The sequence below is a fragment of the Streptomyces sp. NPDC006733 genome (assembly GCF_040636125.1).
Lineage (GTDB): Bacteria > Actinomycetota > Actinomycetes > Streptomycetales > Streptomycetaceae > Actinacidiphila.
In genome coordinates, this window is the sequence record NZ_JBEYJD010000013.1 from 83,135 (window position 1) to 100,332 (window position 17,198).

The following is a 17,198-nucleotide window of genomic DNA, read 5'->3' on the forward strand; positions in this document are numbered from 1 at the left end:
GCCCCGGTCCTGAGGTGCCCCGGCCCTAGGCCTGGTCAGGTCCGGGTTCGCGCGGGAGCGGTGGTGGGGTGAGCAGCGGGCGCTGGGCCTCCTTGTGATCCGTGTAGGCCGCGTGGGCCGCACGCGTCGAGTCGAGTGCCGACACCTCGCTGACCGGCACGTCCCACCAGCTGTCGCTGCCGGGAGCGGGCACGAGCGGGTCGGTCTCCACGTGGATGACGACGGGTCCCCCGTCGGCCGGCCACGCCTTGGCCTCGGCGATGGCGGCCTCCAGTTCGGCGCGGGAGCGCACCTCGATCACGTGGGCGCCCAGGCTGCGCGCGTTGGCGGCGAGGTCGGTGGGCAGGTGGGGCCCGTCCAGGCCGCCGGCCGCGGAGCGGTAGCGGTACCGCGTGCCGAAGCGCTGCGAGCCGAGGGACTCCGAGAGCGAACCGATCGAGTGGAAGCCGTTGTTCTGGACGAGGACCACGATGATCTTGATCCGCTCCTGGACCGCGGTCGCCAGCTCCGTCGGCATCATCAGGTAGCCGCCGTCGCCGACCATGGCGAACACGTCGCGGGTGTCGTCGGCGAGCCGGACGCCCAGGGCGGCGGGGATCTCGTAGCCCATGCAGGAGTACCCGTATTCGACGTGGTACGCCTTGCGGTCCCGGACGCGCCACAGCTTGTGGAGGTCGCCGGGCATCGATCCGGCCGCGCACAGCACGACGTCCCGCGGATCGGTGAGTTCGTTGACGCGGCCGAGGACGGTGCCCTGTGTCAGGACCCCCTCGGCCAGGGCGTCCGTCACGTGCGCGGGCGGGTTGTAGGCCTGTTCGACCCGCGCGTCCCACGCCTCCCACAGCTCGGCCTGGCGCTTCTCGTGCTCCGCGGGCACGCGGTGGCCGCGCAGCGCGGCGGTGAGGGCGGTGAGCGCCTCGCGGGCGTCGGCCACGACGGACAGGCCGGCGTGCTTGCCCGCGTCGAAACCGGCGATGTTGATGTTGACGAAGCGGACGTCGTCGCCCTGGAAGGCCGTACGCGACGCCGTGGTGAAGTCGGCCCACCGGGTGCCGACGCCGATGACGACGTCGGCGTCGCGGGCGAGCGCGTTGGCCGCCGTCGTCCCGGTCGAGCCGACCCCGCCCATCGCCCGCGGATGGCCGTGCGGCAGCGATCCCTTCCCCGCCTGCGTCTCGGCGACCGGGATGCCGGTCGCCTCCGCGAACGCGCGCAGCGCGTCCTCCGCGCCGGAGTAGTGGACGCCGCCGCCCGCCACGAGCAGCGGTCTGCGGGCGAGCCGGAGGGCGTCGGCCGCCGCGGCGACCCGTGCCGTCTCGGCCGGCGGCCGGGCGATGTGCCACGTGCGCGGCGCGAACAGCTCGGCCGGCCAGTCGTACGCCTCGGCCTGGACGTCCTGCGGCAGGCAGATCGTCACGGCCCCGGTCTCGGCGGGATCGGTGAGCACCCGCATGGCGCCCAGCAGCGCGGACGGCAGCTGCTCGGGCCGGACGACCCGGTCGAAGAACCGGGACAGCGGACGGAAGGCGTCGTTGACGGTCACGTCCCCGGCGGAGGGGTGCTCCAGCTCCTGCAGCACCGGGGCGCTGACGCGCGTCGCGAAGGTGTCCGAGGGCAGCAGCAGCACGGGGATCCGGTTGACGGTCGCGAGCGCCGCGCCGGTCAGCATGTTGGTGGAACCGGGGCCGATCGAGGCGGTGCAGGCCCAGGTCTCCAGGCGGTCCGCCTGGCGCGCGTAGCCGACGGCCGTGTGCACCATCGCCTGCTCGTTGCGGGCCAGGACGTAGGGGAGGTCGGGACGGCCGTCGGCCTCCCGCTCCTGCTGCAGCAGCGCCTGGCCGACGCCCGCCACGTTTCCGTGGCCGAAGATCCCGAAGACGCCGGCAAAGAGCCGTCTGCGCTCGCCGTCGCGCTCCGACCACTGGACGGCGAGGAACCGGACGGTCGCCTGCGCCACCGTCAGCCGCACGGTCGCGGGCCGGGCCGCCGCGGACTGGGCCGTACTCATGCGGCACCTCCACAAGTCGGGGTCTGGGTTGGGGTCGGGGTCTGGGCCGGGGTCTGGGCCGGGTCGATGGCCGCGGGGGTCTTCGCGATCGGCCCGGGTGCGGCGATGCGCCCGTCGAAGGGCAGGTCCCGCCAGGTGTCGCGGACCCCCGCGTGGGCGGGGTCGTCGCAGATCAGCCACGCGCGTCCGGGGCCGGGGCCGGCCATGACGTTGAGGTAGTACAGATGGGCGTCGGGAGCGGCCATGGCCGGCCCGTGCCAGCCGTACGGCACCAGGACGACGTCGCCGGTGCGGACCTCGGCGAGCACGTCGATCGGCCGGTCCGCGCCGGAGGAGTAGACGCGCTGGTAGCCGACGGGATCGGTGCCGCGGACGTCGGTCGACTCCGTCTCGAAGTAGTAGATCTCCTCCAGCGCCGCCTCCTCCCCCGGGCGCTCGACGTCGTGCTTGTGCGGCGGCCAGGAACTCCAGTTGCCGGCCGGCGTGATGACCTCGCACGCGATGAGGGCGTCGGCGTCGAGCACGTCGGGTGTGCCGAAGTTGCGCACCTGGCGCGAGGCCGTCCCCGCCCCGCGCCGTTCGACGGGCACGTCGCCCGCGGCCACGTGCCGGAACGCGCGGCCGCCCTGCTCCGCGGTCGCGGGGACCCGCGCCCCGGCGAGCGCGACGCGGGCGGGCCCGGACGAGGCCCGCAGGGTGATCCGCCACCGCGCGGGCACGTAGGCGGTGTCGGTGGGTCCCGCGAAGACGCTCGCACGGCCGGCGAGTTCGGCCTCGTGGGTGCTGCCGTCGGGCGCCACCGCGGTGACGTGCACGCCGCCGGAGAGCGGTACGACGATGTGCTCCCAGTCCCGTCCGTCCAGGGTGCGGGTGTCGCCGGCCGCCAGGTCGGCCACCCGCAGGCGCGTGTGGTGCCAGTCCCGGCCCTCGGTGATCAGGACGTCCCACCCGTCGCCCGCCGCCGTGCCCAGGGGGCGCACCCACCGCTCGGCGCCGCTCATCGGCCGCTCCCGTGGACGATGTCGGCCGCGATGTCGACGGCGGCGGCCACGTCGCCGCCGGGCGGGTAGAGCAGCGTGCGGCCGACCACCAGCCCGCGTACCGCCGGCAGCGTCATGGCCCGCGCCCAGGCGGCGTACGTGTCGTGCGGATCGCCCTGAGGGTCGCCGCCGAGCAGCAGGGTCGGCAGGGTGGTCGCGTCCAGGACGCGTTCGAGTTCGTCCACGACCGGCAGCTTGAGCCAGGTGTAGGCGCTGCTCGCGCCCAGCGCGCTCGCGATGTGGATCGACCTGATGACGCTGTCGGGATCGAGGAGGTTGCGCACCCGGCCCTCCTCCCGCACGGTCAGGAACGGTTCGATCATGGCCATGAGGCTGTGCTCGGCCAGGCTGGTGACCGCCGCCGCCGTCGCCTCCAGGGTCGCCACCGTGCCCGAGTCGTCGAGGCAGATGCGGGTGAGCGTCTTACCGCCTTCGAGCCCCTGCGCGGCGATCGCCTGGGGGGTGTACGCCGTGAAGCGGTCGTCCAGTTCGAACGCCGCGCCCTGGAGCCCGCCGCGGTTCATCGAACCGATGGCGACCCGGTCCTCCAGCGCCCCCATGAGCAGCAGGTCGTCCAGCAGGTCCGGGGTGCCGAGCACCCCGTCCACGCCCGGGCGCGACAGCGCGGTCGCCAGCCGGTCCAGCAGGGCGGTGCGGTCGCCCATGGCGCCGTCGTCGCCCCGCACGCCGAGGGCGCCCCGGGCCGGGTGGTCGGCCGCGACGATCAGCAGCCGGCCGTCGTGCCCGCTCAGCGGGCGGCGGGCGCGCTTCTGCCACGACCGCCCGATGCGTTCGGGCTCGCAGGCCCGTATCGCGGTCAGTTGTGCGGCGTCCATCAGGCGGTCCCTTCGGCGTGCGCCGACGGCCGGGAAGCGAGGACGGCTTCCACGTCGGACGTGGTCGGCATGGCGGTGGAGCACTCGAGGCGGGAGGCGACGAGGGCGCCCGCGACGTTGGCGAACTCGATGGTCCTGCGCAGCTCCCACCCGTTGAGCAGCCCGTGGACGAGGGCGCCGCCGAACGCGTCGCCCGCCCCGAGGCCGTTGACGACCTCGACGGGGAAGGGCGCGACCTCCACGCGTTCGTGCCGGGTCGCGGCGAGGACGCCCTTGGGGCCCTGCTTGACCACGGCGAGTTCGAGGCCGCGGTCGAGCAGGGCGTCGGCCGCCCGCTGCGGGTCGCTCTCACCGACGGCGACCTCGCACTCCTCGCGGTTGCCGACGGCGACGGTGACGTGCTCCAGCGCGCGGTCCACCTGCTGCCCGGCCTCCTCGGGGCCGGACCAGAACATCGGCCGGTAGTCGAGGTCGAGGACCGTCAGGCCGCGGCGCCCGCGCGCCCGCCAGGCCGCGAAGTGCGCCGCCCGGCTCGGCTCGGCCGACAGGCCGGTGACGGTCGCCCAGAAGACGGTGGAGTCGCGGATGACGTCCAGCGGCAGTTCGGCGGGTTCGATCATGAGGTCGGGGGCCGTGCCGTACCGGTAGAAGTACAGCGGGAAGTCGTCGGGCGGGAAGACCTCGCAGAACGTGACCGGGGTGGGCGGGCCGCCCGGCGCGGTGATCGGGGTGACGTAGGCGGTGTCCACGCCGAGGCGCGCGGCCTCGCGCCGGACGTACCGGCCGAAGGGGTCGCGGCCGACGCGGGTGATCAGGGCGACGCTGCGGCCGTGGCGGGCCGCGGCGACGGCGACGTTGGTCGCGCTGCCGCCGAGGAACTTCTCGAACCTGCGCACCTCGTCCAGGCCGACGCCGTGGTCGAGGGGGTAGATGTCGACGCCGGTGCGCCCGATGGCGACGAGGTCGTGGGCCACCGGTCAGCCCTCCGTCGCGTCGCGGGCGGGGGTGTCGAGGGGGCGGGTGCCGAGGGTGAGGAGGTGGGCCAGCGAGGCGCGCACGTCGTCGACGGGGTCGGCGGCGCCGTTCTCGCCGGGCGCGGACCGCAGGATGGTGTCCTGCTCCAGGACGTACCAGCCGCCGTACCCGGCGGCCTCCAGCAGCCGGACGATCGCGGCTATGTCGACATCGCCGGCGCCGAGCGGGACGTACATCCCCTGCCCGACCGCCTCGGTGTAGCTCATCGCCCCGGCGCGCACCTGGTCGGCGAGGTCCAGCCGTACGTCCTTGAGGTGCACATGGGCGACCCGGTCGGGCCGCTGGGCGGCCACCGCGACCGGGTCGCCGCCGCCGATGAGGAGGTGGCCGGTGTCCAGGCACAGCCCGATGCCCGACCCGTCCAGGACCCGCCGCGTCTCCTCCCCCGACTCCACCATCGTGCCGACGTGCGGGTGGAGGGCCGCGACGAGGCCGGCGGCGGCCGCCGTGCGGGAGATCCGGTCCAGGTTGGCCAGCAGGGTGCTCCAGCCGGCCGCGTCGAGCACCGGGCGGTCGTCGTAGCCCTCGGCGCCGGTGGCGGCCGCGACGACGACCGTGCGGGCGTCGGCGGCCACGAGGCCGGCGATCGCCGCCTCGACCTCGGGGAGGGGGTCGTGGTCCGGGTCGTGCAGGACCACCGGCACGAACTGGCCGACGGCCCGCAGCCCGTACGAGGCCAGGGTCTTCGCCTTGTCCTCGGGAGCGTCGGGGAGGAAGCCCTCGGGGCCGAACTCGGTGGCCGCGAGGCCGATCTCGGCCATCTGGCGCAGGACCAGGTCCGGAGCGAGCTGGTGTCCCCAGCCCGGGACCTCGCAGACCCCCCAGGAGATCGGTGCTCCCGCCACCCGCTGGGAGATGGGCGCGCTCACCACCGGCCTCCTTCGGAAACGTGTACGGCCTCGGCCAACGTGATCGGCATTCCAAGCCCCATTTCTACTCTCGTCCTGCGCTGGGCCGCTGCCCCACTCGCGTGAGTCGAGGCTGCCTTCTTCGACGTCAGCCTGTCAAGACTTTGTCCTTACATTCTGTCCTACTGACTGCAGGTGTTCAGCGCGGCCTGCCGGCGAAACGCGCACGTGGGAGGGCCGGGGACCGGACGCGGACGGTCCCCGGCCTGCTCGGCCGCGAGCCCCGGACACCGCTTGCCGGGCCCGGGTTGCCGGGCCCGGCACGGAGCCGGAGCGGAGGAGGGCGGCGCGGATCACCGGCCGGCGCCGGCCAGGACCCGTTCGACGAGGTCGGCCACCGCGCCGAGCGCGCACGGGCCGACCACGATGTCGGCCGCCGCCCGGACCTCCTTGTGGCCGTCGCCGACCGCGGCGCCCAGCCCCGCGGCCCGCACCATGGCGGTGTCGTTCGGGTTGTCGCCGATGGCCGCGATCCGCTCCATCGGCACTCCCGCCCGTTCCGCGAGGAAGCGCAGTGCCACCTCCTTGCCGGCGCCGGCCGGCAGGACCTCCAGGTAGGTGTCCTCCGACTGCAGGAGCCGGGCGCCCGGACAGTGCCGGGCGGTCAGTTCCGCGAGCGCCCCCAGACCCGGGCGGTCGGCGATCAGCATCACCTTCGTCGGGGCCCGCTCCGGCGGGTCCTCGCGCAGCTCGATCCGGTCGCGCCCGGCATAGGCCGCCAGCGAGGGGGCGTGCCGCAGCACGTAGGCCTCCCCGCCCGCGAACGCGACGGCCCCCACACCCTCGGGCAGGACGGGCAGCAGGTGCTCGCGCAGCGGCTGCCACGCCGGGCCCAGGTCCAGGTCGAGCAGCCGGGCCCCGGACACCGGGTCGACCACCCGCGCGCCGTTGTACACGATCATCGGTGTCGTCAGGCCGAGTTCACGGTGGTAGCGCCCCGCCGACACCTCGTTGCGGCCGGTGGCGATCACCACCGTGCCGCCCAGCTCCTGGTAGCGCCGCAGGGCCAGCGCGCTGCGCTCCACGATCCGCAGGTCCCGGTCGACCAGGGTGCCGTCGAGGTCGGTGACGATCCACGGGAAGCCCAGGGACGGGTCCGGCGCGGGCGTCACGCGTTCCACCCGGCGAGCCGGGACAGGTACCAGTCGACGAACTCGCCCACGGCCGTGGGCTCCAGGTTCGCGCCGTGGGCCAGGTAGCCGGGCCGGTCCCAGTCCCCGTCGGCGGCGCCGTCGCCGGCGAAGCCCCGGTAGACGGCGCCGGCGCGGCGCACCAGCACGTGGGCGGCGCAGATGTCCCAGGCGTTGACGGAGGTCCCCAGCGCCGCGTCGCACCAGCCGGCCGCCACGTGCGCCAGGGTCAGCGCGGCGCTTCCGGTGCGCCGCACGGTGCCGTAGCGGGAGACGAGGTCGCCGAACCGCGGCAGCGTCTCGGGGTCGTTGCGGGCCAGCTCCCGCGTGTTGGGGAAGCTGGTGATGAGCAGCCCGCGGGCCTCGTCGCGCACCCCGGTCGGGCGCAGCGGTTCCCCGCCGAGGCGGGCACCCGAGGCGTCGGCGGTGAAGACGTGTCCGGCGACGGGGTCGACGATCGCGCCGGCCACCGGTTCACCGTCGACCGTGACCCCGATGGAGGTGCAGAAGAAGGCCAGTCCGCGGGCGAAGTTGGCGGTTCCGTCGATCGGGTCGACGTACCACGCGATGCGGCCCCCGCCGTCCTGGCGGCCGCCCTCCTCGCCGACGACGGTGCTGTCCGGCACCCGCTTGAGCAGCAGTTCGCGGATGCGCTCCTCCGCGCGCCGGTCGTGCACGGTCACCGGATCGTGCTCGTCGCGCTTGAAGTCCACCTCCATCGCGGAGCGGAAGGCGGCCGACAGGTCGGGCGCGACGGCCAGCGCCGCCTCGGTGGCGGCCTCGCACAGGTGGACCGAGAGTTCGTCCAGCTCGCTCACGCCGTCACCACCCGGGCGCCGAGCAGCAGCTCCAGCAGGCCGTGCGGATCGGCCACGACCGCGTCGGGCTCGGCCTGGACCACGTACGGCCGGTCGTAGGTGCCGCGGGCCTCCATCAGCACGGTCGCGCCGGCCCCGGCACGCCGCCCGCACAGCACGTCGCGGTCGTAGTTGTCGCCGACGTACCAGCAGGCGGCCGGCTCGGTGGCCAGCGCCCGCGCGGCGATCTCGATCATCTCGGGGTTGGGTTTGCGGACCGCGACCTCGTCGCTGTAGACCTGCACGGCGACCCGCTTGTCGAGGCCGTTCGCGGCCATGAAGTCGCGGTGCACCGACCCCGCCAGGGCGTTGGAGACGATGCCGACGCGGATGCCGAACAGCTCGCAGGCGTCGAACAGCTCCGAGATCCCGTCCCGGGTGGCCCGTTCCTGCTTGAGCTCGCCCAGCCGGTGGCACAGCGGCTGGGCGTGGGCGGTGACGAAGGCCAGGGCCGCGTCGGGCCAGTCGGCGGCGACGAAGTCGGTCCAGAACTCCAGGTAGGTCATCTCCCGGGGGGCGGCCGGGCGGCTCATCGCGTTCTTCCAGTGCGCGTCGGCGGTCACGCCGGCCTCGAGGTCCGCCTCGATGTGCGCGACGGTCAGCTCCTGGCAGCCGGACGCGCAGAGCGCGGCGTGCAGTTCGGTGGCCATGTCGTGCGCCCAGGTGGGCCGGCGGGTGGTCGCCACGACCACCCCGCCGAAGTCGAGCAGCAGGGCGGTGGGTCGGGTCAGCTGGCCCATGTCTTGGCGTTCTCCTCGGTCAATGCGGCCTCGGCCGCGGAGTCGGGCAACCGGCTGCCCGAGGCATCGAACAGGTGCAGGTCGGTGACGCGGATCGCACAACGCACCATGCTGCCCGGTGCGGCGCCCACATCGGTGTACGCCACCAGGTACAGCTCGGTTCCGCCGGCGGTCACCAGGACCGTCCAGCTGGAGCCGGTGGGCAGGGCCGCCTTGACGGCGGCGTCGAAGACGAAGCAGTCCGCGGGGTCGGGTTCGCCGGGCCGCAGCATCCGCAGGCCCTCGGGCCGGGCGCCGACGGTGGCCAGCTCGCCCGCCAGATCGGGGCGGTCGGCCAGGATGCGATCGTGTGCGGCGTCGGTGAAGGGGTCGCCGGCGCCGGCGGCGCCGCCGACCTCGAACAGGTTCATCGGCGGGCTGCCGACGAAGCGGGCCACGAAGGTGTTGGTCGGGCGGGTGTAGACCTCCATCGGCGGGGCCATCTGCTGGACGACGCCCTTGTTCATCACCACGACGTGGGTGGCCATGGTCATGGCCTCCAGCTGGTCGTGGGTGACGAAGACGATGGTGTGGCCCGTCTCGTCGTGGATGCGCTTGAGCTCGGCGCGCATGTCCAGGCGCAGTTGGGCGTCGAGGTTGGACAGCGGTTCGTCCAGCAGCAGCACGTTGGGGTTGACGGCGAGCATGCGGGCGAGGGAGACGCGCTGCTGCTGGCCGCCGGAGAGCTGGGCGGGGTAGCGGTCGGTGGCCCAGTCGATCTGCATCATGGCCAGTGCGGCCCTGGCGCGCTCGACGCGTTCGGCCGGTTTGACCTTGCGCACCTTCAGGCCGAACTCGACGTTCCTGGCAACGGTCAGGTGCGGCCACAGCGCGTAGTTCTGGAACACCAGCCCCATGCCGCGCTTCTCGGGCGGCACGAAGACCCCGTCGCGGGTGGAGTCCATGATCCGGCCACCGACGGTGATGGTTCCGGCGTTGAGCGACTCCAGCCCGGCGATCATGCGCAGGGTCGTCGTCTTGCCGCACCCGGAGGGGCCGAGCAGGCAGGTGAACGAGCCGTCGGGGATCTCCAGATCCAGGTTGTCGACAGCGGGCGGTCCGGAGCCGTAGCTCTTTCGCACCGACGAGAGCGTGATGGTCGGCATGACGTTCAGCCTCCGAGTCCGGACGACAGGTTGGTCTTGGTCAGGCGTTGGGTGAGGTAGGTGGCCAGGAAGGAGACCAGGGCGATGACCAGCACCACCGCGTTGGCCATCTGGTCGTAGGCGTAGTCGACGAGGTTGATCGACAGCGTGGTCAGCAGCTGGGTGCCGGTGGTGGTGAGCATGATGACGATGCTCAGCTCCTTCAGCCCCGAGATGAAGGGCAGGATCACGCCAGTGGTCAGGGCGCCGCGCTGGATCGGAATGATGATCTTGCGCAGGCGGGTGAACCAGCCGGCGCCGGAGACCTGCGCGGCCTCCTCGGGTTCCCGGCCCAGCTGGGTCATGGCGCTGATACCCGAGCGGGAGGAGTAGGGCAGGTGCGTGACGGCGAGCACGATCACCAGCAGGCTGATCGAGCCGTAGAGGGCCGGAACCGGCCCGCGGCGCACCGCGAACAGCGACAGGAACGCCGCCGCGAAGGCGATGCCGGGCACCATGTACGGCAGGAAGCTGATCTGCCGCAGCAGCGAGCCGATCCTGCTGCCGCCGGCGCGGACCACGACGTAGCCGATGAGCAGGCCGACCACACCGCAGATGAGGGCGGCCAGCCCCACGATGCGCAGGCTGTTCCACGCGGCCGTGTAGAGCTCGCCGCCGCGCAGCACGCCGTGCGGGAAGGCGGGGGCGCCGGGCAGGTGGGCGCCGATCCAGTACTTCAGCGTGAAGTTGTCGGCGCGGAAGATCCCGGGGGTCTTGGTGACCGTGGACAGCGCGAGGGTGCAGACCGGCACGATCACGCCGGCCGCGAAGACCGCGATCGCGGCGCAGAACGCGGGCCGGCGCCAGCGGCCGAGGTCGGCGACGCGGTCCATGGCGCCCTTGCCCCCGACGGTGACGAATCGCTTCTGCTCCCTGGCCAGCCGGGTGTCGGCCAGGATCACCAGCACCCCGATCAGGACGATGACCGAGGTGAGCACCGCGGTGACCCCGCGCTGGTGGCTGTTGACCGCCCGGAACAGGGACGTCGACAGCAGGTTGTAGCCGACCGGCAGGCCCAGGATGTACGGGGTGCCGAAGGTGCCGAGGATGCGGCCGAAGACCAGCAGCACCGACGACGACAGCGACGGCAGCATCAGCGGCAGGGTGATCCGCGCGGCGACCGTGCCGCGGCCGGCCCCCAGGATCCGCGCGGAGTCCTCCAGCTGGCTGTCGATGCGGCGCAGCGCGTTGCCGAACAGCAGCAGGACGAACGGGTAGTAGTGCAGGCCGAGGCAGATGATGATCGGCACCGCGCCGTAGGCCAGCTGGTCGGGCGTGTGCACGCCCCACGCCTCCAGGATGCCGATCTGACCGCCGGAGGAGTCGTTCTTGAACAGCGCCAGCCACGCCAGCGCGAACGTCCATGACGGCAGCATGTAGGGCACGACCAGCGCGGTGGACAGCCACTTGCGGCCCATCACGTTGGTGCGGGTCAGCAGCCAGGCCATCGATCCGCCCAGCAGCAGGGCGAGGACGGTGACGCCCAGCGCGACCAGGACGGTGTGCAGCAGCGGCTCCCAGAACAGCATCCGCGCCACCGGCGAGCGGAAGACCCGCCAGAAGTAGTAGCCGGTGGCCGTGCCGGGCGCCTGGTGGGCCTGCCCCTCGTCGCCGTACTGCACCTGCGTGGAGTCCGACAGCACCGCGACCAGGGGTGCCACCACCAGGTAGAGCAGGGCGACGATGATCAGGATTCCGAGCGGCACGGTCGGTTCGTGCCGCAGGACGCTCAGCCGGTAGCGCAGCCGGCTGATCCGGCTCTCGGACGGGCCGGCGTCCGGTTCTGGCGGGAGGGTGACGGGTGGGCGGGTGGCGGCTGCCATGCGCAAGTCTCCGTAACGTGTCCGGGATCGGGCCGGCCCGGTCGCGGCGGACCGGGCCGGCGGGTGGTCAGCCGTTGTTGAGGCGCCACAGGTCCTGCATCGACTGCAGATCGGTGAAGTCGCGGCCGAGCTTGGCCGGGTCGAAGACGAGGAGCTGCTTGTTCCAGTCGGTCAGGCCGTCCGGCATGAAGGCGCCGGGCTTGAGGTCGGGGTTGCCGGGGACGCCGCCGGTGCCCAGCTGGGTGTTGACGCCCTCCTGCGTGAGCATGAAGTGCACGAGCAGCTTGGCCGCGTTCGGGTGCTTGCTCTTCGTGGCGATGGCCGCGTACTTGGGGTACTGGTAGCCCGCCCAGGGCTGCATGCCCGTGCAGACCCGCATCGAGTAGTTCTTGTCCGCCACGTCGCGGAACTTGGCGTTGGACACCAGGGCGACGCGCTGCTTGGTCTGGTTCGGGGAGGCGACGGCGGCCGACGCGTCGTCGTCGGAGGAGGTGATGATGGGGCTGTTCTTCGCCAGTCCCTTGATCCAGGTCTCGCCCGCGGAGTCGCCGGCCGGCAGGTCCTTGCCGTACTTGGCCCGGTACGCCTCGCGCAGCCGGGTGTCACCGACGGACTTGAGCTGGTTGAAGTACTCGACGATGTTCGGCTTGCCCAGCGGGTCCTGCAGGGCCACCTTGCCCTTCCAGGCGGGGTCGGCCAGGTCCCAGATGTTCTTGACGGGGCAGCCGTCGGGGAAGAGCTTCGGGTTGTAGATCCACATGTTGCCCTTGGACAGCACCTGCAGCGGGTTCTGGTTCGCCGCGGGGATCCGCTGCGCGAGCGTGCCGGGTATCCAGGTGAAGACCACCTTCTGGGCCAGCAGTTGGCCGACCAGCGACGGGCCGTCCTCGTAGAAGGTGGCGTCGATGGTGACGTTGCCGGCCTGGTTCTCCCGGGTCATCTTCTCCAGGGTGTCGCCGACCTTGCTCTTCACGCCCGTGGCCTTGATGCCGTACTTGGCGGTGAAGGCGTCGACGGTCTTGGTGATGTCGCCGGTGCTGTCGTAGACGGTGATGCCGCCCTCCTGCCGCGCGGCGGCGATCAGCTTGTCCAGGTCGAAGCCGGAGTCGACGACGGCCGTGGCGCTGGGGGCGGATCCCGGTCCGCTGTCCGAGCCGGTGGTGCCGCCGCTCGACGGAGCGCACGCGGCGCCGCCGCCGAGGGCGCCGGCGAGCAGCGCGGCGGTGAAGTACCGCCGCCGGGCGGTGATTCGGGGGCGGTCCCCGCAGACGTGGCGTGACATGGCCTGGCCTCCCGCAGTGTCCCGGACGCGGCCGGGCTCGAAGGGTGTGGTCCGAGGCCAAGGAGCGCGGCCCGGCGACCTGATGGCCGACAGCTTCGAGCGCGCCACGGCAGTATGTCAAGACATTCTGAGGAAACCCTTTCGTAACGCTCCCTTGGGAAGCGCGTTGCTTCCCGGACACGTGCCGTTCACTTGGATTCCACTCCAACTCCTCCCGCCGTAGGCCTTCCTTTGTCAATACATTCTTATGTAAGGTCCGCAGCACCTTGGGGTGACCAACCACCCCCGTCAGGGAGGAAACATGCGCAGCCGCACCCGCCTTGCCGCCGGTCTCGCCGTGCTCGTCACGACGCTGACCGCCGCCTCGGCAACCGCCGCCACCGCACCACTGCCCGGCAACACCGGCGTCCCGTCGGTGCACGCCGCGGCGGAGACGACACCGCTGTTCGACGACGACGCCGGCAGCAACTCCAACGCGGACGACCCCGCCGTCTGGTACGACGCCGCCCACCCGGGAGCGAGCCTGGTCCTCGGCACCGCCAAGGAGGGCGGTCTGGACGTGTACGGGCTCGACGGCCATCCGGTGCAGACCCTGCCCGCACCCGCCGCACCCGCGCCGGACGCGGCTCCGGGCCGTTTCAACAACGTCGACCTGCTCCCGGGCCTCCGCTTCCCCGACGGCCGCCGCTCCGACGTCGCCGTCGTCACCGACCGCGGGCGCGACCGCATCCGCTTCTACCGGATCGACGGGGCGAACCCCGCCGCGCCGCTGACGGACGTGACCGACACGGCCGTGCCGCGCGCCTTCGCCGCGACCGAGGCCGAGGTGGACGACCAGTTCACCGCCTACGGCACCGCCACGTGGCGCGACCCGGGCACCGGCCGCTCGTACGTGCTGGCCAGCCGCCGGCACACACCCGAGGTCGGGCTGTTCGAGATCACTGTCACCCCCGCCGGCACCGTGACGTACCGCAAGGTGCGCAGCATGACCCTGCCGAGCACCTTCCGCACTCCCGGCGGGACGTGGACCCCGTGCGAGGAGCCCGGCAACGGGCCGCAGTTGGAGGGCCTGGTGGTCGACGCGGCGACCGGCACCGCCTACATCGGGCAGGAGGACGTCGGCTTCTGGAAGGTGTCCGCCCAGCTCACCGGCTCACCGCAACTGGTCGACCGCACCAAGCAGTTCGGCATACCCGCCGTCTACGACGCGGCGACCGACGAGTGCGTGGCGGGCGCCGACCCGGGGTACGGCGGCCGGCACCTGACCGCCGACACGGAGGGACTGACGCTGTTCCGCGCTCCGTCGGGCCACCAGTACCTGGTCGTCTCCAGCCAGGGCGACTACACGTACTCCGTCTACGACACCTCCTGCGCGGACCGGTGGACCGGCTCCTTCCGGGTGGCCGCGGGCACCGCGGTCGACGGCACGGAGGAGACCGACGGCATCGCCGCGCTCAGCCGGCCGCTCGGCTCGGCGTTCCCGAACGGCGTGTTCGTCGTCCAGGACGGGTACAACGCGCCCGCTCCCGGCGAGGGCGACGACGGCGATCGCACGAACACCAACTACAAGATCGTCGACCTGGCCGACGTGATGCGGGCGGCCGGGGTGCGCTGATCCCCCGGCGCGGTGGGGGCGGCCGCACACCGCCCCCACCCCCCGTGTCATGTCCAGGCGCGCGCCTCCCGCTCTCCCCCCGTGTCCGCGGGCGGCGCGCGCCGCTCCCCAGCCCGCCGCCCGCCGGCGGGCGGTCCCCGCGAAAGGCCCCTGCTCCCGTGACGGTCACCGTTGCCCTGTGCATCACCGCCATCGCCTTCGTCTTCATCAGCGGCGCCAACGACGGCGGTGCGCTCCTCGCGCTCGCCGTACGCCACCGCGGCCGGTCGGCGGGACCGGTGCTGGCACTGCTGGTGGTGGCCGTGGGGGTGGGGCCGAACCTGTTCGGGCTGGCCGTCGCCCGGACCTTCACCGGTCGGCTCGCCGAGGGGTCGCCGGACACCGCACGCCTGGTCTTCCTGGCCGGCGCCGCCGCGGCGGTCGGGGTCGTACTGGTGCTGACCTGGGGCGGCGTGGCCACCTCGCTCACGCTGGCCGCCCTCGGCGGCCTGGCCGGCGCCGGCGTGGTGCTCGGCGTCCAGCCGTCCTGGGGCCGGCTCGGCGCCGTGCTCGCCGTCGGCGCGGCGGCGCCGCTGGTCGGCGTGGCGGCCGGCTGGCTGATCGGGCGCGCGGTGCGCCGGATCCCCGCGGTCCGCGGCATGCCGCGCCTGGTGAGCTGCCTGCAGCTCGTCGCGTACGGCTCGCAGTGCCTGGCCTACGCCGCCAACGACGGGCAGAAGATGTTCGCCGTGGTCGCCGTCGCCTTCGCCGGTGACGCGCTCATGCCGCACCCGTGGGAGGCGGGCGACGCGATGGTCGCGGCGGTGTTTGCCGCCGGTGCGCTGCTGGGCGCCCGCCGGGTCGCCCGCGGCGCCACCAGCCGGCTGCTGACCACCCGGCCCTGGCAGGTGATGTCCGCCGAACTGGCGTCGTCCGTGGCGGTGCTGTCCACGGCGGGCATGGGCGTGCCGGTGAGCATGACCCAGTCGGTGGCCGGCGGGCTGGTGGGCACCGGCGCCAGTGAGGGCGGCCGCCGGGTGCGCTGGCAGTTCACCGTCCCCCTGCTGACCGCCTGGCTGGTCACGCTGCCGGCCAGTTTCGCCGCCGGCTCTCTGGCCGGCCTGCTGCTCAAGGGAGCCACCTCATGATGGCCGGGACCGTACGCCGCATCCTCGGTGACCTCGCGGGACGCTCGCACCGCAGGACGATCGACCTACTGACCCAGCAACTGGACGCGACGGTCAAGGGCGTCGACCTGGCCGCGGAGCTGGCTGCCGGCCGGATCGCACCGGCGGACGCGCGCGTGCGCATGGGCGAGGTGGAGCACGAGGGCGACAGCCGGCGCGCCGCGCTGGTGGCCGAGCTGGCCAAGACGCTCACCACGCCGATCGACCGGGAGGACCTCTACCGCTTCTCCCGCTCCGTCGACGACGTGCTCGACAACCTGCGCGATCTCGTCCGCGAGACCGACCTGTTCGGCATGGCCGGCGATCCGGTCGACCTGCCCGCCCTGGAGGCCGTGCGCGAAGGAGTCGTCGCCCTGCGCGACGCCGTCGCCGAGCTGTCGGGCAGTCCGGCCCGGGTGCAGGACGGCGCCATGGCGGCCCGCAAGGCCGCCGGCCGGGTGCGGCGCGAGTACCAGACCTCCGTCGCCGCGCTGTTCCGCCAGGAGCTGCGCGCCGGCATCCTCAGCCGCCGCGAGCTGCTGCGGCGCCTGGACGTGATCGGGCTGCGGCTGAACGACGCGGCCGCCGACCTGTCCGACGCGCTCCTCAAGCGCGGGCACTGACCGGCGGCGCGGTCGCAGGGCCCGGTGGCCGCCGGCGGGCAGGCACCGGGCACGCGACCGCACGACGTTCCGCGACGCACCTACGTCGCGCTGACCGTCATCTCGAACGAGTAGCGGGAGGCCCGGTACACATGCGAGCCGAACTCGACCGGCCGCCCCGAACCGTCGAAGGCGGTGCGGTTCATCGTCAGCAGCGTGGCGCCGCGGGTCTCGCCGAGGAGCTTGGCCTCGGCGGCCGTGGCCCGGCGGGCCCCGATGGTCTGCACCGCGGAGCTCAGCCCCACGCCGACCTGGCGCAGCAGCTGGTACAGGCCGGCCTCGGCCAGCCCCTCCGCGGTCAGCTCGATCAGCCCCGCCGGCAGGTGGTTGCCCATGACGGCGATCGGCTCGTCGTCGGCGAACCGCAGCCGTTCGACCGCCAGCACGGGGGCGCCCTCCTCCACCCGCAGCGCGACGGCGATCTCCGGGTCGGCCGGGACCGTCTCGATGGACAGCACCTCGGTGCGGGGCCGGCGGCTGTCGCGCTCCAGGTCCTCGTAGAGGCTGCTGAACTCGACCTGGCGCCGTATGCGGTTGGTGACGACCTGGGTGCCCACGCCGCGCTTGCGGGCCAGCAGCCCCTTGTCGACGAGGAGTTGCATGGCCTGGCGCATCGTCGGGCGCGACAGCCCGAACTGGTCGGCCATGGCGATCTCGTTGATCAGTTTGGTGCCGGCCGGCAGCTCGCCGGACTCGATGAGGCTCTGCAGCTGCTGGGCAAACTGGAAGTACAGCGGGACCGGACTTTTCCGGTCGATGGTGATCTTTTTCGCGAACTCCACGTCATCCTCCCAGGTGCTGCTGCCGACACAGGCCAGTATGCCTCATTTTCGCTCTAACACATTACGTTCTGATGTCATAACAAACTCTTGATCCAGGGCCCGACCAAGAGTAGAAAGCAGGGGATGACCGCCCGGTCCTCCCCTCCACGGA

General features: G+C 73.0%; 15 protein-coding genes. 3 read left to right on the forward strand and 12 right to left on the reverse strand.

What is annotated here, in order from left to right:
* Positions 1-25 precede the first annotated feature (25 nt).
* The 11 genes from iolD to ABZ721_RS14165 form a co-directional block, all read right to left on the reverse strand.
* Complete coding sequence (gene iolD, locus ABZ721_RS14115; protein ID WP_358788878.1) at positions 26-2,008, reverse strand: 3D-(3,5/4)-trihydroxycyclohexane-1,2-dione acylhydrolase (decyclizing); 1,983 nt, start codon at positions 2,006-2,008, stop codon at positions 26-28.
* Positions 2,005-3,009, reverse strand: a complete 1,005-nt coding sequence (iolB, locus tag ABZ721_RS14120) for a 5-deoxy-glucuronate isomerase (protein WP_358788879.1) — start codon at positions 3,007-3,009, stop codon at positions 2,005-2,007. The genes iolD and iolB overlap by 4 nt, the downstream gene beginning before the upstream one ends.
* The gene (locus ABZ721_RS14125) at positions 3,006-3,884 is read right to left on the reverse strand and encodes a deoxyribose-phosphate aldolase (protein WP_358788880.1); all 879 of its coding nucleotides are present in this window, start codon (positions 3,882-3,884) and stop codon (positions 3,006-3,008) included. Before ABZ721_RS14125 ends, iolB begins: the two co-directional genes overlap by 4 nt.
* Complete coding sequence (gene iolC, locus ABZ721_RS14130; protein WP_358788881.1) at positions 3,884-4,858, reverse strand: 5-dehydro-2-deoxygluconokinase; 975 nt, start codon at positions 4,856-4,858, stop codon at positions 3,884-3,886. The genes ABZ721_RS14125 and iolC overlap by 1 nt, the downstream gene beginning before the upstream one ends.
* Positions 4,859-4,861: 3 nt before the next feature.
* On the reverse strand, positions 4,862-5,788 hold the full coding sequence (locus ABZ721_RS14135; protein WP_358788882.1) for a TIM barrel protein: 927 nt from the start codon (positions 5,786-5,788) through the stop codon (positions 4,862-4,864).
* A 332-nt stretch (positions 5,789-6,120) separates the two neighbouring features.
* The gene (locus ABZ721_RS14140; RefSeq protein WP_358788883.1) at positions 6,121-6,939 is read right to left on the reverse strand and encodes an HAD family hydrolase; all 819 of its coding nucleotides are present in this window, start codon (positions 6,937-6,939) and stop codon (positions 6,121-6,123) included.
* Entirely contained in the window at positions 6,936-7,775 is an 840-nt protein-coding gene (locus ABZ721_RS14145; RefSeq protein WP_358788884.1) for an inositol monophosphatase family protein, read from the reverse strand. The genes ABZ721_RS14140 and ABZ721_RS14145 overlap by 4 nt, the downstream gene beginning before the upstream one ends.
* Positions 7,772-8,554, reverse strand: coding sequence for an HAD-IA family hydrolase (locus ABZ721_RS14150; RefSeq protein WP_358788885.1), 783 nt, complete (start codon positions 8,552-8,554; stop codon positions 7,772-7,774). The genes ABZ721_RS14145 and ABZ721_RS14150 overlap by 4 nt, the downstream gene beginning before the upstream one ends.
* Positions 8,542-9,699 carry an ABC transporter ATP-binding protein gene (locus ABZ721_RS14155; protein WP_358788886.1) on the reverse strand — a complete coding sequence of 386 codons (1,158 nt, stop codon included), beginning with the start codon at positions 9,697-9,699 and terminating at the stop codon, positions 8,542-8,544. Before ABZ721_RS14155 ends, ABZ721_RS14150 begins: the two co-directional genes overlap by 13 nt.
* 5 nt (positions 9,700-9,704) lie before the next feature.
* Positions 9,705-11,561, reverse strand: a complete 1,857-nt coding sequence (locus tag ABZ721_RS14160) for an iron ABC transporter permease (RefSeq protein WP_358788887.1) — start codon at positions 11,559-11,561, stop codon at positions 9,705-9,707.
* A gap of 67 nt (positions 11,562-11,628) precedes the next feature.
* Positions 11,629-12,843: an ABC transporter substrate-binding protein gene (locus tag ABZ721_RS14165; RefSeq protein ID WP_358788888.1), complete on the reverse strand. Its 1,215-nt coding sequence runs from the start codon at positions 12,841-12,843 to the stop codon at positions 11,629-11,631.
* Positions 12,844-13,144: 301 nt separating this feature from the next.
* Here ABZ721_RS14165 and ABZ721_RS14170 point away from each other — a divergent pair, with 301 nt between their 5' ends.
* The 3 genes from ABZ721_RS14170 to ABZ721_RS14180 all read left to right on the forward strand — a co-directional run bounded on the left by ABZ721_RS14170 (position 13,145) and on the right by ABZ721_RS14180 (position 16,226).
* Positions 13,145-14,458 carry a phytase gene (locus ABZ721_RS14170; protein ID WP_358788889.1) on the forward strand — a complete coding sequence of 438 codons (1,314 nt, stop codon included), beginning with the start codon at positions 13,145-13,147 and terminating at the stop codon, positions 14,456-14,458.
* A gap of 158 nt (positions 14,459-14,616) precedes the next feature.
* Positions 14,617-15,585, forward strand: coding sequence for an inorganic phosphate transporter (locus tag ABZ721_RS14175; RefSeq protein ID WP_358788890.1), 969 nt, complete (start codon positions 14,617-14,619; stop codon positions 15,583-15,585).
* A complete protein-coding gene (locus tag ABZ721_RS14180) occupies positions 15,582-16,226 on the forward strand; it encodes a DUF47 family protein (RefSeq protein ID WP_358788891.1) in 645 nt (214 codons plus the stop codon). Before ABZ721_RS14175 ends, ABZ721_RS14180 begins: the two co-directional genes overlap by 4 nt.
* Positions 16,227-16,306: 80 nt before the next feature.
* Here ABZ721_RS14180 and ABZ721_RS14185 read toward each other — a convergent pair whose 3' ends face one another.
* Complete coding sequence (locus tag ABZ721_RS14185) at positions 16,307-17,047, reverse strand: GntR family transcriptional regulator (RefSeq protein ID WP_358788892.1); 741 nt, start codon at positions 17,045-17,047, stop codon at positions 16,307-16,309.
* Between the last annotated feature and the right edge of the window lie 151 nt (positions 17,048-17,198).